The 16,070-nt window shown below is 72.5% G+C and carries 13 protein-coding genes; 5 read left to right on the top strand and 8 right to left on the bottom strand.

What is annotated here, in order from left to right; translation table 11 throughout:
- Nucleotides 1-3 precede the first annotated feature (3 nt).
- Nucleotides 4-873 carry a pyridoxamine 5'-phosphate oxidase family protein gene (locus ACSYGO_RS18410; RefSeq protein WP_460387080.1) on the top strand — a complete coding sequence of 290 codons (870 nt, stop codon included), beginning with the start codon at nt 4-6 and terminating at the stop codon, nt 871-873.
- 347 nt (nt 874-1,220) lie between these two features.
- Nucleotides 1,221-3,005, top strand: a complete 1,785-nt coding sequence (locus tag ACSYGO_RS18405; protein WP_460387079.1) for a TIGR03767 family metallophosphoesterase — start codon at nt 1,221-1,223, stop codon at nt 3,003-3,005.
- A 135-nt stretch (nt 3,006-3,140) separates the two neighbouring features.
- Here the strand turns inward: ACSYGO_RS18405 and ACSYGO_RS18400 are convergent, their stop codons facing one another.
- Entirely contained in the window at nt 3,141-3,707 is a 567-nt protein-coding gene (locus ACSYGO_RS18400; RefSeq protein ID WP_460387078.1) for a cysteine hydrolase family protein, read from the bottom strand.
- 517 nt (nt 3,708-4,224) lie between these two features.
- Here ACSYGO_RS18400 and ACSYGO_RS18395 point away from each other — a divergent pair.
- Entirely contained in the window at nt 4,225-4,662 is a 438-nt protein-coding gene (locus ACSYGO_RS18395) for a hypothetical protein (protein WP_426681213.1), read from the top strand.
- A 41-nt stretch (nt 4,663-4,703) separates the two neighbouring features.
- Nucleotides 4,704-5,660 (top strand): hypothetical protein, encoded by a 957-nt coding sequence (locus tag ACSYGO_RS18390; protein ID WP_460387077.1) that lies wholly within the window; start codon nt 4,704-4,706, stop codon nt 5,658-5,660.
- A gap of 246 nt (nt 5,661-5,906) precedes the next feature.
- Here the strand turns inward: ACSYGO_RS18390 and ACSYGO_RS18385 are convergent, their stop codons facing one another.
- Nucleotides 5,907-6,959 carry a hypothetical protein gene (locus tag ACSYGO_RS18385; RefSeq protein ID WP_426682442.1) on the bottom strand — a complete coding sequence of 351 codons (1,053 nt, stop codon included), beginning with the start codon at nt 6,957-6,959 and terminating at the stop codon, nt 5,907-5,909.
- Nucleotides 6,960-7,405: 446 nt separating this feature from the next.
- On the bottom strand, nt 7,406-9,991 hold the full coding sequence (gene pepN / locus ACSYGO_RS18380) for an aminopeptidase N (protein WP_426682441.1): 2,586 nt from the start codon (nt 9,989-9,991) through the stop codon (nt 7,406-7,408).
- A gap of 148 nt (nt 9,992-10,139) precedes the next feature.
- Between pepN and ACSYGO_RS18375 the strand changes: the two genes are divergently transcribed.
- A complete protein-coding gene (locus ACSYGO_RS18375; protein ID WP_426682440.1) occupies nt 10,140-10,802 on the top strand; it encodes a mycothiol-dependent nitroreductase Rv2466c family protein in 663 nt (220 codons plus the stop codon).
- 3 nt (nt 10,803-10,805) lie between these two features.
- On the opposite strand, the gene ACSYGO_RS18370 is transcribed toward ACSYGO_RS18375, so the two are convergent.
- From ACSYGO_RS18370 to ACSYGO_RS18350, 5 genes are all read right to left on the bottom strand, one after another.
- Nucleotides 10,806-11,030, bottom strand: coding sequence for a hypothetical protein (locus ACSYGO_RS18370; RefSeq protein ID WP_345641622.1), 225 nt, complete (start codon nt 11,028-11,030; stop codon nt 10,806-10,808).
- Nucleotides 11,027-12,124, bottom strand: a complete 1,098-nt coding sequence (locus ACSYGO_RS18365; protein ID WP_432174931.1) for a glycerophosphodiester phosphodiesterase — start codon at nt 12,122-12,124, stop codon at nt 11,027-11,029. The genes ACSYGO_RS18370 and ACSYGO_RS18365 overlap by 4 nt, the downstream gene beginning before the upstream one ends.
- Nucleotides 12,125-12,330: 206 nt before the next feature.
- The gene (locus ACSYGO_RS18360; protein WP_460387076.1) at nt 12,331-13,752 is read right to left on the bottom strand and encodes an FGGY family carbohydrate kinase; all 1,422 of its coding nucleotides are present in this window, start codon (nt 13,750-13,752) and stop codon (nt 12,331-12,333) included.
- 60 nt (nt 13,753-13,812) lie between these two features.
- Nucleotides 13,813-14,970 carry a 2-hydroxyacid dehydrogenase gene (locus ACSYGO_RS18355; RefSeq protein ID WP_460387075.1) on the bottom strand — a complete coding sequence of 386 codons (1,158 nt, stop codon included), beginning with the start codon at nt 14,968-14,970 and terminating at the stop codon, nt 13,813-13,815.
- Nucleotides 14,967-16,055 carry an ABC transporter ATP-binding protein gene (locus ACSYGO_RS18350; RefSeq protein WP_435227837.1) on the bottom strand — a complete coding sequence of 363 codons (1,089 nt, stop codon included), beginning with the start codon at nt 16,053-16,055 and terminating at the stop codon, nt 14,967-14,969. The genes ACSYGO_RS18355 and ACSYGO_RS18350 overlap by 4 nt, the downstream gene beginning before the upstream one ends.
- Nucleotides 16,056-16,070 lie beyond the last annotated feature (15 nt).

Here is a 16,070-nt window from a genome sequence, read left to right as displayed (position 1 = left end):
GCCATGACCTACCACTCCGGGTCGCGCGCCGTGCAGGACCGCGTCGGCGTCCGTGACCTCGCCGACCATGTGGGCCGGTCCATCGGGCAGGGCATCCGGCCGGTGGCCGCCGCCTTCCTGGAGCAGCAGCCGATGCTGGTCCTCGGCGCCGCCGACCCCGGCACCGGCGAGGTCTGGGCCTCGCTGCTCACCGGCAGGCCCGGCTTCGTCCGGGCCACGGGCGTCCGGCAGATCTCGGTCACCGGCGGGCTCCGGCCCGACGATCCGCTCGCGCCCGCGCTCCGCACCCCCGGGACACCCGTCGGCACCATCGCACTCGACCCGCGCACCCGCCGCCGCATGCGTGTCGACGGCCGTGCCAGACCTACCCCCCGCGGTCTCGCGGTCGAGGCCGACCAGGTCTTCTCCAACTGCCCCAAGTACCTGCAGAGAAGGGAGACGTACGAGACGACCGGGCGCGTCCCGGGCGCCCCCCGCCGCGGCAGCCGGCTCTCGTCCGCCCAGGCGCAGTCCGTGGCGGCGGCCGACACCTTCTTCCTCGCCACGGTGCACACGCACGGCGCCGACGCCAGTCATCGGGGCGGCAACCCCGGCTTCGTCCGCGTCACCGCGCCCGGCGAACTGCGGTGGCCCGACTACCCCGGGAACTCCATGTTCCTGTCCCTCGGGAACCTGGCGGCCGACCCGCGGGCCGGGCTGCTCTTCGTGGACTGGACCACGGGGACCACGCTCCAGCTCACCGGCACGGCCCGCACGGAGTTCGCGTCCGACGGGGAGCGGAGCGTGCGCTTCACCGTCACCGGCGTCGTCGAGACACCGGCGGCCAGCCCCCTGCGCTGGTCGGCGCCCGAGTACTCACCCGCCAACCCGTGAGCCGTCGCGCCGCCCCGTGAGACCCCGCCGCCGGCCCGCGAGACCCCTGACCCTCGCGGGCCGGCCGGCGGGGGCCGGGCCTCGGGTCCGGACCGCCGACGGGGCCCGGAACCAGGTTCCGTACCCGGAAAGATGAACACGGAGTGACCGTCCCCGGGCCGTTCGAAGAGGGCTCCATGGCCGCGCAGGGTGGTCCAAGATCCACGTACGGTGATCTGCGCCGGTCGTTGCGGCCCAGTTAACGCGCAGGTCACCCCCGGTGCCAACGATCCAGTGTGAGCGGGGAGTTCGCACGGCGGACGCCCCGCGACCACTGCCGACGCGTTCGCACTCGGGGAGACCGCGCCATGTCGCGCATACGCTCTGTCGCCGCCGTACCCGCCCTCAACCGCCGCAGCCTGCTGGCCGCCACCGGAGCCGTGTCTCTGTCCGCGGGGGTCGGATTCGCCCTGCGCCCGGACGCCCCGGCGCACGCCGCCACGACGAGCCAGGAGCCCGTCGCCGACTCCCTCGCGCACACCGGAGCGAGGTCCACCGCGGTGCGCCCGCCGGCCCCCGCCGCGCTGGTCCCGTACACGCGCGGCACCACCCTGCAGTCCGTCGCCGCCCCGCGCTCCGGCTCCAGCGGATACCGGCGGCTCGGCGACGGCCGCGGCTGGACGCGGGTCCTGCGCGACGAGCTGGCCGCCGCCAAGTCCGGCCGCGCCGAACGGCGCACCACGCTCGCCGCGTTCGTGCAGCTCACCGACCTGCACCTGATCGACGCGCAGCACCCGTTGCGCCTGGAGTACCTGCGCGCCCAGAACAAGAGCGCCTGGCGCCCCCAGGAGACCCTGACCGTCGCCGGTGCCGTCTCGCTCGTCGAACGGGTCAACTCGCTGCGCGGAGCCCCCGTCACCGGCTCCCCGCTGCACTTCGTGATGACCACCGGGGACAACACGGACAACAACTCCAAGACCGAACTGGACTGGTTCCTGAAGGTCATGAGCGGCGGCCGCATCACCCCCAACAGCGGCGACCCGCGCCACTACGAGGGGGTCCAGGCCAGCGGCCTCAAGACGTACTGGCAGCCCGACGCGGCGCTGCGCGACGCCGACAAGCAGCTCGGCTTCCCGCGTCTCCCGGGCTTCCTGGAGGCGGCGATCCGCGAGGTCCGCAGTCCCGGCCTCAAGCTGCCCTGGTACTCCACCGTCGGCAACCACGACGCGCTGCCGCTCGGCTGCTACGGCTCCCGCGGCGACTCCTACCTCACCGACTTCGCCGTCGGCGGGAAGAAGCTGATGTCGCTGCCCGACGCCGAGTGCACCGCCCTGGCCAAGAGCATCAAGGACGGCAGCAGCCCCAAGGGCACCGCGTTCCGGGACCTGCTCAAGTCGCACGCCCGGCAGATGCGCTCGGTCACGCCCGACGAGAACCGCGCCCCCTTCACGCCCGCCGAGTATCTGCGCGCGCACCTCGACCCGGCGCACACCGGCCCCGGCCCGATCGGGCACGGCTACTCCTCGGCGAACCTGGCCGCGGGCACCCAGTACTACACGTTCCGCATCGCCGAGGACGTCATCGGCGTCAGCCTCGACACCACCGACCCCGGCGGCCACTACGAGGGCTCCATCGGCACGGCGCAGCTGCGCTGGCTGGAGAAGACCCTGCGCGAGAACAAGGACTCCTACGTCGTCGTCTTCAGCCACCACACCAGCAAGACGATGCGCAACCGCCACGCCGACCCGGCCCACCCCGCCGAGAAGCGCCACGGCGGCGACGAGGTCGTCGCGCTCCTCGCGAGCTTCGCCAACGTCCTGGCCTGGGTGAACGGTCACACCCACAAGAACGAGATCATCCCGCACGCCGCGCCCGGCAACCGCTCCTTCTGGGAGATCTCCACCGCCTCCCACGTCGACTTCCCCCAACTCGCCCGCGTCATCGAGCTGGTGGACAACAAGGACGGCACGCTCTCGCTCTTCACCACGCTCGTCGAGTCCGCGGCCCCGCACGCCACGGACTTCTCCGACCTCAGCCAGACCGGGCTGGCGGCGCTCTACCGGGAGCTCTCCTTCAATGCGCCCGGAGCCCGCACCGACCTGTCCGGCGCCTCCCGCGACCGCAACACGGAGCTCGTCCTCAAGAAGGGCTGACCCGCGAGGCCGCGCCCGGATCCGAACCCGGATCCGGGCGCGGGCCGACCCGCCCGGCCGTACCCGGAGCGTCCGGACACGTGGCGCTCCGGTCGCACGGCGGTCAGGCGGTGCTCCGGTCACGCGGTGCTCCGGTCAGGCGGCGCCGGCCGGTGCGAAGCTCACCTCCGCCGTGACGACGGTGTCGCCCCGGCGGCCGGGCGCCTTCTGCTCCGCCCAGTAGAGGTTGGTGTGGGCGATCACCAGGGCGGGGCCCGGTGCGCCGTACGCGGTGAGGTCCTCCGTCGTGTGGGCGTCGGCGACCAGCGTCACGTCGTATCCCCGGACGAAGCCGCCGTGCAGGGTCGAGCGGATGCACACGTCGGTCTGGGCGCCCGTGACGACGAGACGGCCCACGCCCAGTCCGGCGAGCAGCTCCTCCAGCTCGGTGGCCTCGAAGGAGTCGGCGTAGAGCTTGTGGACGAGGGGCTCGGTGTCGTGGCGGACCAGCTCCGGCACGTACTGCCAGCTCTCGCCGCCCTTCTTGAGCTGGTCGTCGGAGTGCTGGACCCAGATCACCGGCGCGCCCTCGGCGCGGGCCCTGGCGGCCAGGGCGCCGATGTTGGCGATCACGCCGTCGCGGTCGTGGCAGCCTTCCACCACGCCGTTCTGGACGTCGATGACGAGCAGTGCGGTGTTCGGGCGGCCGGGAAGGGTCGTCACGGGCCTCTCCTGTCTCTTCCGTCTTTTCCGGGGTGTGCCTGTTCTCGCGTGAGCACCACCGTAGAGGCGGCCACTGACAACGCGGGCGGGTCCGGGCGGGCCGGTGGAACCGGCCATGTTCCGCGGGTGGAATTTCGCCAATTCCACTTCCGCTTCACCGCTTCCACGCAGCCGGATTTCTGTATTCCGGCCCGAATGCCTGCGGCGGGCCCATTCCGCTTACGCACCCGCCCGTCCGTCGCGGGTCGCGGGCGCCAACTGTGAGCCCTGTTTCGGATGTTCCCGGTGTGGTTAGAGTGGACAGGTGTTCGGCGGCCCTGACCAGGCCATGACCAGCCGGACTCCATGACGGGGGTGTGCCGTGCCTTCTCTCTCCCTTTTCTCTTCCGTACCCGTGCCTTCGGTACGTCCTTCTTCCGTGTCCCTTCGTTCCGTAGCTCCGCCTCTCCCCCTTCTCTCTTCCCGCGCAGGCCGGCACCCCCGCACCTGACGAAAAGAAAAGAGCTGAGAGGAACCCGTGAGAAATCCACGCCTGTTGATCCCGTCGCTCGCCGCCGCGCTGCTCGCGATCCCGGTGGCCTCGGCCTCCCCGGCCTCCGCCGACGTCACCCCGGCCGCGCCGACGCACCGCTGCTACGACCGCATGGCCTGCTTCTACTACAACAGCAACCAGCAGGGAGCCCTCGCGACGATCGGGAACGGCGGCTACAACCTGGACAGCCAGGTGTTCAAGCCTGGCACGGGCCCCGGAGCGGGCACGCAGCTGGAGGACCACGCCGCCTCCTGGGACAGCCGTACCCGCAACACCGCCTTCTGCGTCCACCGCGACCGCTGGTGGAAGGGCCCCTACAACTCGCTCAAGCCGCAGGGCCGCAAGAACCTCACCTCGGCGCTGAAGAACAAGAACTCCTCCACGAACTGGTACCCGCGCCACGAGGACGGCTCCGGCCACTGAGGCCACCGCAAGCCACTGACCAGGAAAGGAACCCCCCACCCATGCGTGCAAGAACAGCTTCCCTGGCGGCCGCGGCCTCGATGGCGGCACTCGCCCTGACCGCCTGCGCGGGACACGGCGCCGACGGTGCCGGCTCCGGCCCGGACGGCGCCGCGGACCGGCGGACGACGGTGCAGGCCTCGGCGGTCCGCGCCGTCGCCCGCATGACCCTGCCCCTGGACGCCTACCAGCTCTCGCCCGAGGAGTACGAACGGAGCCGGCAGGCCACCTGGGCGCTCGTGCGGCCGTGCATGGTCGACCTCGGCTTCAAGGACTTCACCTTCCGGCCCGCGCCCGTCGCCGACGGCCTCGAAGCGCACGAGGACCTCCGCTACGGCACCTACAACGTCACCGAGGCCGGCAAGTACGGCTACCGGCCCGCCTTCGCGCAGACCACGTCCCTCGCCCGCGGCGGCGAAGTGGGCGGCGAGGAACCCGAGTTCAGCCCCGAGGAGGAGGCCGCGCTCGACGGCTACCAGGCCGGTCGCAGCGCCGCCCCGAAGCGGGTGACCAGGACCGCGGCGGGGGAGACGATCCCCAAGGACGGCTGCTACGGACAGGCCCTCGCCGAGGTCACCGGCGGGCAGGCCGACACGTACCTCGACGACACCCTCGTGGAGGAGCTGGACGGCCAGTCCTACGAGAAGTCCCTCACCGACCCGAAGACCCGGGCGGCCTTCGCGTCCTGGTCGGCGTGCATGAAGGGCAAGGGCTTCGCGTACGCGTCGCCGATCGACGCGAACAACGACCCGCGGTGGACCGGCGACAAGCCGTCCCGGGCGGAGATCGAGACGGCCACCGCCGACACCCTGTGCAAGGAGGAGACCGGCCTGCTCGGTGTCTGGCACGGCGCCGAGACCGCCATCCAGAAGGACCTCATCTCCTCGCACACGCAGGAACTGGCGGCCGTGCGCGACATGAAGACCGCCACCGTCGCCAACAGCGAGAAGTCCCGCTAGGGGGTGTCGTTTGGATCAGCTCGGGTCCGCGACGCCTGGCACGGCACCTCGCCGCGTTGTCGCCTCACCCGAGTACGCCCAGTACGCGGGTGAGGCTCCGCCTTGCGATGCACCGCACCATGCGCCGCGGCCTGATCCGACCTGATCCAAACGAAACCCCCTACGGGGACACCCGCGCACGAGGAGGGGCCGCCGGCAGCCCGGCGGCCCCTCCACTCCCCTCCGGACACCGAATCCGGTCCCTCACTACCGGGGCAGCACCACGACATAGGCCGCCGGTTCGCGGTCGTTCGACGCCATCAGAGCGGTGCGCACCACCGTGGCCTGCTGCTCCGGCGAGTCGCGGAGCTTCCTCGGCGTGATGTGGACGACGGTGATGCCCAGGCGCTCCAGATGCTCGCGCTTGCGGGCGTACTCGGACCACAGCGCGTCCTCGTCCTGGCGGGGCGCGCGGGTGTCCAGCTCCAGCGCGACCGCCTGCTCCGGCCAGTAGGCGTCCAGACCGCCCAGATGGGGACCGCCCGGCAGCCGCAGATCCACGTTCCAGACCGGGTCGGGCAGACCGTGCTCGTGGACCATCCGGTACAGGCGCTGCTCGGCGATGGCACGGCCCTCGGCGAGCAGCGCGTCCACGGCGTCCACCACGTGCGGGCGGCTCAGCAGCCGTGCCTGCGTCAACTCCCGCACCACGGCGGCCGGATCGCAGTGGCCGCCGCGCACCGCCTCCGTCAGCAGGCGGCGCACGGCGCCCGCGTCGGGCAGTTCGGCGACCGCGTCGGCGAGGGCGCGGGGGACGGGAGCGACCGGGACACCGGTGATCCAGGATGCGCCGGGCAGGGACGGCGTGCGGACGATGCGGGCGCAGCCCGTGGAGCGCAGCCGGCGCAGGCGGGGGACGAGGACGTCGATCCGGTCGAGGGACGGCAGGGGCGGAGCCGACGAGAAGCCGTGCAGGGTGAGTGCCGCCAGTCCGGTGATCAGCGCGTCCGCGTAGGGCTGGGGGGCGTGCGGCTCCTCCGCGCCGGGCTGTGCGGGGATGGTCTGCGCCGTGCCGGGTGCGGGGGAGCGGGCGGCGTACAGCAGGACCGCGTGCAGGCACTCCTCGGAGGTGGGCGGGCCGGGGTGCAGCAGGAAGACGCCGGGGAGGATCTGCTGCCAGGGGCCGCCGGGGCGGCACTGTCCGTTGGCCTCGGCGGCGGTCACGCCGTGGCTGCGCAGCTGCGCGGAGGTCAGGACCCGCCGCTGTACGTCGGACAGGTGGTGCAGGGGGCGAGGGGAGAGCGGGGTGTTGTGGTTCATGCCCCGGGGTTTCCCGCCCCGGAGCCGCCCTCTAACCGCTGTTACACGCCCGTCGACAAATGCGGACAAGGCCGCCCTAAAGTACGGACGTTCGACTGCCGAAAGGCGCTGGTCCGGACGGGAAGTAATACGGGTTACGGCTCTGAATACCTGTATTTCGTAACCACCTGGTGTCGCCCATCGGACAAGCGGAAGGACCGACTCGCACGGCGTTGCGCGGAACGCCCGTGCGACGACCGGGGCACCGGTGCGATCGGAGGCACCGGTGCGGCCCGAGGCCGGCACGACCGAGGGCACCGGCCGGAGCCGGTGCCCTCACGATGCCGTGCCGTGCGGCGGGGGCAGGTGACGGGCCCGCCGGATCACCCCCGCCGGATCGCCCTCGTCGGAGCTGACCCGCCCGAGCCGATCCGCCCGAGCCGATCCGCCCGAGATGTCCGCCGGGCTCAGCCCGCCGCGGCGATGTCGCACGCCTGACCGCGCAGCGCCCGCGCCAGGTCGTCCCGCGCCTCCAGGACCAGCCGCCGCAGCGCCGGCGCCGCGTCCTCGTGCGCCGCCAGCCACGCGTCCGTCGCGTCCAGCGTGTCCTGCGAGTCCCGGAGCGCGGGGAACAGGCCCTTCACGACGTCCATGCCGATCTGGATGGACCGCTCGGCCCAGACACGCTCGATCGACGCGAAGTACTTCGCCGCGTACGGGGCGAGCGTCGAGCGCTGGGACGGCTGCATGAAGCCCGCGATCGTCGCCTCGACGAGCGCGTTGGACAGCGAGTCGGACTCGACCACCGCCGCCCAGGCCTGCGCCTTGACCGCCGCCGAGGGGCGGGCCGCCAGGCAGCGGACCTGGTGGCGCTTGCCGGACGCGGTGTCGTCACGGGCGAGTTCGGCGGCCAGCACCGACTCGTCCGCGGCGCCGTGCGCGGCCAGCGGCTCCAGGAACGCCCAGCGCAGCTCCTGGTCGACGTCCAGTCCGTCGATCTTCTCCGTACCCTCCAGCAGGCCCTGCAGCAGCTGGAGATCGGCCTCGCCGGACGCGACGCTCGCGAAGAAGCGGGCCCAGGTGAGCTGGTGCTGGCTGCCCGGCTCGGCGAGCCGCAGTTCCCTCAGCGCGCCCTCGGTGAGCAGCCGCCCGCCCTCCGCGCGCCAGTCCGGCGCCGCGTAGTGGGTGAGCGCGGAGTTCGCCCAGGCGTGCAGCATCTGCAGCACGCCGATGTCGGACTCGCGGCCCGCGAACCGCAGGACCAGGTCGATGAAGTCGCGGGCCGGCATCAGCGCGTCGCGCGTCAGGTTCCACAGCGCCGACCAGCACAGGGCGCGCGCCAACGGGTCCGTGATCTCGCCGAGCCCGTCCCGCAGGGTCGCCAGCGAACCCTCGTCGAACCGGATCTTGCAGTACGTGAGGTCCTCGTCGTTGACGAGGACGAGCTCGGGCGCCTCGGCGCCGGCCAGTTCGCCGACGACCGTGCGCGGCCCGTCGACGTCGACCTCGGCACGCGCGTACCGCACGAGCGGGCCGTCGCCGTCCTCGCGCCGGTACAGGCCCACCGCCACCCGGTGCGGGCGCAGTTCGGGGTGCGACTCGGGGGCCTCCTGGACGATCGCCAGCTCGGCGACGCGCCCCTCGGAGTCCAGGATCACCTGCGGGGTCAGGGAGTTGACGCCCGCGGTCTGCAGCCAGGAGCGCGCCCAGCCGGCCATGTCCCGTCCGCTCGTCTCCTCCAGGGCCGTCAGCAGGTCGCCCAGGCGGGTGTTGCCGTAGGCGTGGCGCTTGAAGTAGCGGCGGGCGCCGTCGAGGAAGGCGTCCTGGCCCACGTACGCCACCAGCTGCTTGAGCACGGAGGCGCCCTTGGCGTACGTGATGCCGTCGAAGTTGAGCTTGGCGTCCTGGAGGTCGCGGATGTCGGCCGTGATCGGGTGGGTGGACGGCAGCTGGTCCGCGCGGTACGCCCACGCCTTGCGGCGGTTGGCGAAGGTGATCCAGGCGTCCGTGAAGCGGGTCGCGCCGACGTTGGCGAACGTGCCCATGAAGTCGGCGAAGGACTCCTTCAGCCACAGGTCGTCCCACCACACCATGGTGACGAGGTCGCCGAACCACATGTGCGCCATCTCGTGCAGGACGACGTTCGCCCGGCCCTCGTAGGAGGCCTGTGTCACCTTGCCGCGGAAGATGTACTCCTCGCGGAAGGTGACGAGACCCGGGTTCTCCATGGCGCCGAGGTTGTACTCGGGCACGAACGCCTGGTCGTACTTGCCGAACGGGTACGGGTAGTCGAAGTGGTCGTGGAAGAAGTCCAGGCCCTGCTTCGTCACCAGGAACACGTCGTCGGCGTCGAAGTAGGGGGCGAGGCCCTTGCGGCACATGGCGCCGAGGGGGATCTCCAGCGTGGTGCCGTCGTCGAAGGTCCGCGTGTAGCGGTCGGTCACGTAGTGGTACGGACCGGCGACGACCGCGGTGATGTACGTCGAGATCGGCTTGGTCTCCGCGAACTTCCAGACACCGTCCGTGAGTTCACCGGCGCCGTTGCTCCAGACCGTCCACCCCTCGGGGGCCCGCACCTCGAAGCGGAACGGAGCCTTGAGGTCCGGCTGCTCGAAGTTCGCGAAGACTCGGCGCGAGTCCGCGGGCTCGTACTGCGTGTACAGGTACACCTCGCCGTCCTCGGGGTCGACGAAGCGGTGCATGCCCTCACCGGTGCGCGAGTACGCGCACTGGGCGTCGACCACCAGCTCGTTCTCCGCGGCCAGGTCCTCCAGCTGGATCCGGGAGCCGTCGAAGACCTCGCCCGGGTCGAGGTCCTTCCCGTTGAGTGAGACCGACGTCACACTCGGCGCGATCAGGTCGGCGAAGGAGGCGGCGCCCGGATCGGCGCACCGGAAACGGACGGTGGTGACCGAGCGGAACGTGCGCGGCACCCCCTCGGCCCCCGCCTCCCCGACGGCCGAGCGCAGGTCGAGGGAGACCTCGTAGCTGTCGACGGACAGCAGCGCCGCCCGCTCCTGGGCCTCGTCGCGGGACAGGTTCTCACCGGGCACGGGCTGCACTCCTTCGGACGTCTCGGTGCGCTTCGGACATGGCGCAACAGCACCGATCCTGCCATGTGCCCCTGACCGTCGACACCCGGGAATGAGGCGGCGCGGCTCCCTGTTGCAGGTTCGGAGAAACCCCTTCCTGAGGAGAACCATGTCCGAGACCGCGACCACGTCCGCGAAGACCCCCGTCGACTTCTGGTTCGACCCGCTCTGCCCCTGGGCCTGGATGACCTCGCGATGGGTGCTGGAAGTGGAGAAGGTCCGCGACATAGAGGTGCGCTGGCACATCATGAGCCTGGCGGTGCTCAACGAGAACCGGCTCGACGAGCTGCCCGAGGAGTACCGGGAGATGCTCGCGACCAAGGCGTGGAAGCCGATCCGCGTGGTCACCGCTGCCTGGCAGAAGCACGGCGACGACATCCTCGGCCCGCTGTACACCGCGCTCGGCACCCGCATCCACAACGACGGCGAGGGCCCGACCGTCGAGGCGATCGCCGGCGCCCTGGCGGAGGTGGGCCTGCCCGCCGACCTCATCGACTACGCCGACCAGGAGGACTTCGAGTTCGACTCCGAGCTGCGCGCCTCCCACAAGGAGGGCATCGAGAAGGTCGGCCAGGACGTCGGCACCCCGGTCATCGCCGTCCCCGGCGCCGACGGCGAGCAGATCGCCTTCTTCGGCCCGGTCGTCACGCCCGCCCCCAAGGGCGAGGAGGCCGCCAAGCTCTGGGACGGCACCCTCCTCGTCGCCTCGGTCCCGGGCTTCTACGAGATCAAGCGGACGCGCACGGCCGGTCCGGACTTCAGCAACCTCTGAGCCTCACTCGGGCGCGGCGGCCTCCTCCCGGAACTCCTCGGGCAGGAGGCCGCGGTCGCTCTTCTTGTCGTAGCGCTGGTAGGTCCGGCAGCCGGGGGCGGTGCAGCGCCAGTAGTCGTCGACGTACTGGATCCCCTTGTCCTTGCGCACCGCTTCCTTCTCGGCGTCGTCGAGACGACGGAAGTCCTGCATCGTGCCGCAGGTCGGACAGGACTTGCTCTTCGTCATGAGCCCCTCCTCGCGATCACCGCCAGGTCCGGGAAGTCGGTCACCACCGCGTCGACCCCCAGCCCGTAGTACAGCGCGTACTCCGCGAAGGCGTCCCCGAAATCATTGGCTCCGGTACCGCGCCGGAAGTCGGCCGGCAGGAACTGGTTCTCCGCCCGGTAGGTGTACGGACCGATCCGCAGGCCGGCCGCGTGGGCGTCCGCCACCAGCGAGGTGGGTGTGCCGAGACGGCCGTCCGGGCCCACCGGGACGAGCGACGTCTTGTCGGGACCGATCCAGTCGGCGTACTCCGCGATCCTCGCCAGACCGGCCGGCGTCATCATGTCCTTGTACGTCGTCGGGTCCCCGGCGGACACCAGGTCGTACGGTCCGCCCGTGGTTCCCAGCGCCTGCCAGAGCGGCACGCCGAGCCGCTGGTCCGCGACGCGCTTCAGGCTGGTCGGCTCGAAGGACTGCACGACGCACTCGCGCGGGCCCAGCCGGTTGCGGCGCACCAGCGCCGCCAGCTTCGGCTCCAGCTCCAGGCCGATGGAGCGGAAGTACGTCGGGTGCTTCGTCTCCGGGAAGACCGCGATGGTCCGGCCGTACCGCTTCGACAGGGCGCGGGCCAGGTCCACCACCTCCTGGAAGGTGAGGACCTCGTACCGGCCGTCCAGGACGGTGTTGCGGTTGCGGACCAGCGGGAGGCGCTCGACGGCCCGCAGCGTCTTCAGCTCCGCCAGGGTGAAGTCCTCCGTGAACCAGCCCGACACGGCCCTGCCGTCCACCGTCTTCGTGGTGCGGCGGGCCGCGAACTCCGGGTGCGAGGCGACGTCCGTGGTCTGCGAGATCTCGTTCTCGTGCCGGACCACCAGGACGTGGTCCCTGGTCGCCACCAGGTCCGGCTCGATCCAGTCGGCGCCCGTCTGCACGCCGTACGTGTACGCCGCCGCCGTGTGCTCGGGGCGCCAGCCGGCCGCGCCGCGGTGCCCTATGACGAGCGGGCCGCGGGGACGGTGGGGTGGTCCGGCCGCCGCGGCGGGTACGGCTGCGGCCGCCGGGGTGGCGGCGGCCGCGAGCAGCACGGAGCGGCGTCTCGGGTGCGAGGCCTTCATACACGTCCCCTTTTCTCTGTCGCTTGCCTGACGAACACCTCTCGCCCCGCCGCCCGGGGGCTCCGCCCCCAGACCCCCGATCGGCCTGGACGGCCTCGTCCTCAAGCGCCGGACGGGCTGAAATCAGCCCCTCCGGCGCTTGAGGAGCGGGGGTGCGGGGCGGAGCCCCGACGGGACGGGCAGGGGCGGCGGGGGCGAGAACGACCTCAACGGCGAGCCCGGGTGCGGGCGGAGTGCAGGTGGGCCAGATGGTCCTCGTACGCCTTGGCGTAGTGGGCCGCCCGCCCGGCGTCGGCCCGCACGATGCGCGCGGGCCGGGTCCACGCCGCCGCGTCGAGGGAAACCCCGTGCCGTCCGGCCGCGGCGAGCACCGCCCCCCGCGCCCCCACCTCCCCCTCGATCACCCGCAGTGGACGGCCCAGCACGTCGGCGAGCAGCTGCATCCACGCGGGGCTGCGGGTGCCGCCCCCGCAGACCGCCAGCGATCCCGTCAGGCCCGCGGCCTCCAGGCAGTGCCGGGCCGCGAACCCGATGCCCTCGCAGGTCGCGCGGACGAGGTCCGCCTTCGTCGACTCCAGGGAGACGCCGGTGAGTTCGGCGCGCAGCCGGGGCTCGACGAAGGGGGCGCGTTCGCCCGAGGGGGCGAAGTAGGGCAGGACGCGCACGCCGTGCGCGCCGGGCGGGGTCTCGGCCAGCAGGCCGTCCACCTCGTCGTGGTGGACGCCGGTCGTGGACAGCACCCAGTCCAGCGCCGCCGTGCCGACCATCGCGGGCATGGCGCGCAGCCAGTACCCGGCCCGGTCGGTGGAGATGTACAGGCCGGCCGGCTCGCCGGACAGGTCGAGGTCGGTCGTCCCGACCAGGCTGGCGAGGCAGGTCCCGACGATCAGGAGGCCGTCGCCCGGGGCGGTGACGCCCGCGCCGAGCGCGCAGGCGGGCAGGTCGTAGGGGCCGTTGGCGAGCGGGGTGCCCGACGGCAGGCCCTCGCCGCGGGCGCGCCCGACGGCCAGCGGGTCGCTGACCGGTGCGAGGAGTCCGCGCCGGTGGGTCAGGCCGAGGAGCTCGACCACCCGGTTGTCGTAGCGGCGGGTGCGCGGGTCGAGGAACGGCATCGAGGCGTCGGAGACATCGGTGGCGCGGATCCCGGTCAGCCGCTGGAAGACCATGTCCTTGCAGTACAGGGCGGTGGCCGCGGCGTCGAGCGCGGCCGGCTCGTACCGGTCGAGCCAGGCGAGCAGCGGTCCGGGGCAGCCGGGGAACATGGCGCTGCCGGTGCGCCGGAAGACCGTCTCGAACGTGCCGTCCGCGAGCCACTGGTCGACCAGCTCGTGCGCCCGGCCGTCCATCCAGGACGCGGCGGCGCGCACCGGGCGGCCCTCGTCGTCGACGAGCCATACGCCGTCGCCCTGCCCGGTGAGCCCCGCGAGCTCGACCGGTCCCGGTACGGCGGTGGTCAGCGCGGACAGCACGCCGACCACGGCCGTGTACACCTCCTCCATGTCCTGCTCGACGAAGCCGTCGTGCAGCGAGAGGCGTACGGGCCGGGTCTCCACGGCCAGTTCGCGGCCCGATTCGTCGAAGGCGGCGGCCTTCACCATGGACGTGCCCACATCGATACCGACGTACATGCCCCTCGGCCTCCCTCGGCCCCGCTCGCGCTGCAACCGTCAACTTCCGTGCCATGGGCCTCAGTCGAGGCAGTGTGCCAGCGGCTCCCCGCGTGTCCAGCGGCCCACCTCGGCAGCCGCGATCCGTGCGGCCTTTTCGGCCACGGCGCGGCTCGCGCCGCCCAGGTGCGGTGTCATCACCAGCCGTTCGGTCCCGGCGAGGTCGAGCAGCGGGGAGCCGGGCGGCACCGGCTCCTGCTCGAAGGTGTCCAGGGCCGCCGCCGACAGCCGGCCGTTCTTGAGGGCCTCGCACAGCGCCTGTTCGTCGACGAGCGGGCCGCGCGCCACGTTCACCAGCACGGCGCCCGGCGGCAGCAGCGCCAGTTCGCGGGCGCCGATCAGACCGCGCGTCTCGGGAGTGAGCCGGGCGTGCAGGCTGATCACCCGGGAACGGCCGAGGAGTTCGTCGAGCGAGCCGACCCTGAGCCCGTGCACCTCGCCGCGCACGTACGGGTCGTGCACCAGCACCCGCGCCCCGAACGCGCCGAGCACCCGGGCGACGCGGCTGCCGACCGCGCCGTAACCGACGAGCCCGACGGGCAGGTCCTCCAGCTCCAGCCCGCTGTTCTCGTACGTGTAGTAGGCCGCTCCGCCCCAGCTGCCCTGCCGGGCCAGCAGGTCGTGGGCCTGGGGGATGCGGCGCAGCGCGGCGAGCAGCAGACCGACGGTGAACTCCGCGGTCGCGGCGGCGTTGCGACCGGGCGCGAAGCACACCCGTACGCCGTGCGCGCGGGCCGCCCGCAGGTTCACGTTCACCGGGCCGCCCCGGCAGACCACCACGAGCCGCAGCCGGGGTGCGGCGGCCAGCACCCGCTCGGTCACCGGGCCCATCTGGGTGACCAGCACGTCGGCGTCGGCGAGTGCCTCGGCGAGCTCCTCCTCGGCGTCGCTGGCCTCCTCGACCTCGGCGACCCGGCCGAAGGGTTCGAGCGGCCAGCCGAGCGTCAGCTCACGGACGGAGAAGGGGCGGTCGCGGAGTTCTTCGCGGACGGCGGAGGTGATGAGGGCGGGGAGGACGAAGTGGTCCCCGGCGGCCACCACCCGCACGGGCGCCGGCGCGGCGGAGGCCGGCTCGGGGGCCGTCGCGGGCGTCGTGGTGGAGGGCGCCTTCGACGCCGTCCCGGGTGTCGTCGTGGTGGAGGCCGTGCCGGGTGTCGTCGCGGGGGTCGCGGGCGTCATCGCAGGGAGTCTCCCGTCTCGGCGTCGAAGACATGGGTGAGGGCGGGATCGGCGGTCACCCGGACCTGTTCGTCCCGGGCGAGCCGCGCCTCGGGTCCGGTGAGGACGACGAGCGGCCGTGCGACGCCCTCCAGGGAGAGGGTGGCGATGCCCGACTCCAGAAGCGGCTCGTGGGCGGTCACCCGGGCGGGGACCCCGCTCTCGCCGGACAGGTCCAGGTCCTCGGGCCGGATGCCGATCACCACCTCGCGTCCTTCCGCCACCTTCAGCGGCAGCGCGAAGGCGACCGTGCCGGAGAGCCGCACGTGGCCGTCGCCCGTGGCGGTCCCGTGCAGCAGATTGACCGCGGGCTCCCCGACGAAGTCGGCGACGAACACGTTGGCCGGGCTGTCGTAGATCTCGTACGGCGTGCCCAGCTGCTGGATCACGCCGTCCTTCATCACGGCGATCCGGTCGGCGAGGGAGAGGGCCTCCTCCTGGTCGTGCGTGACCAGGATCGTGGTGTGCCCCAGGTCCCGCTGGATGCGCTTGAGTTCGCGGCGGGTGGTGTCGCGCTGGGCCGCGTCGAGGTGCGACAGCGGTTCGTCGAGGAGCAGGACGTCGGGTTCGCGGATGAGGGCGCGGGCGAGGGCCACGCGCTGCTTCTGGCCGCTGGACAGTCCGGCCGGACGGGCCTGGAGGATGTCCGCGAGGTCGACGCGTTCGGCGATCTCGGTGACTCTGCGGGCGATGTCGTCGCGGGAGCCGCGTGTTCTCCGTCCGCGTGCCCGCAGCCCGAACGACAGGTTCTCGGCGACGCTCAGCGGCGGGTACAGCGCGTAGTTCTCGAAGGCGACGCCGATGTTGCGGTCCTGCGCGGGCCGCCCCACCACCGAGGCACCGCCCACCAGGATGTCACCGCCGGTGACCGTCTCCAGGCCGGCGATCATGCGCAGCGTGGTGGACTTGCCGCACCCGGACGGGCCGAGCAGGCCGAGCAGTTCGCCCGGGCGCAGCTCCAGGTCGATGCCGCGCACCGCGTCCACGGCGGGGCGGCCCCGCGACCGGTACGTCTTGCGCAGCTCCCGAAGCTCCAGTGCCGTCATCGCTGCCCTCCGTGG

It is taken from the genome of Streptomyces krungchingensis (genome assembly GCF_054729265.1).
The sequence above is the reverse complement of the archived record's forward strand: the minus strand, read 5'-3'. Positions and strand labels throughout refer to the sequence as shown.

Bases quoted from the DNA above. Each gene is read 5' to 3' on its own strand.
- ACSYGO_RS18385 (WP_426682442.1), bottom strand. From the start codon at position 6,959: ATGAACCACAACACCCCGCTCTCCCCTCGCCCCCTGCACCACCTGTCC.
- ACSYGO_RS18370 (WP_345641622.1), bottom strand. From the start codon at position 11,030: ATGACGAAGAGCAAGTCCTGTCCGACCTGCGGCACGATGCAGGACTTC.
- ACSYGO_RS18360 (WP_460387076.1), bottom strand. From the start codon at position 13,752: ATGTACGTCGGTATCGATGTGGGCACGTCCATGGTGAAGGCCGCCGCC.
- ACSYGO_RS18365 (WP_432174931.1), bottom strand. From the start codon at position 12,124: ATGAAGGCCTCGCACCCGAGACGCCGCTCCGTGCTGCTCGCGGCCGCC.
- ACSYGO_RS18350 (WP_435227837.1), bottom strand. From the start codon at position 16,055: ATGACGGCACTGGAGCTTCGGGAGCTGCGCAAGACGTACCGGTCGCGG.
- ACSYGO_RS18410 (WP_460387080.1), top strand. From the start codon at position 4: ATGACCTACCACTCCGGGTCGCGCGCCGTGCAGGACCGCGTCGGCGTC.
- ACSYGO_RS18405 (WP_460387079.1), top strand. From the start codon at position 1,221: ATGTCGCGCATACGCTCTGTCGCCGCCGTACCCGCCCTCAACCGCCGC.
- ACSYGO_RS18390 (WP_460387077.1), top strand. From the start codon at position 4,704: ATGCGTGCAAGAACAGCTTCCCTGGCGGCCGCGGCCTCGATGGCGGCA.
- ACSYGO_RS18375 (WP_426682440.1), top strand. From the start codon at position 10,140: ATGTCCGAGACCGCGACCACGTCCGCGAAGACCCCCGTCGACTTCTGG.
- ACSYGO_RS18355 (WP_460387075.1), bottom strand. From the start codon at position 14,970: ATGACGCCCGCGACCCCCGCGACGACACCCGGCACGGCCTCCACCACG.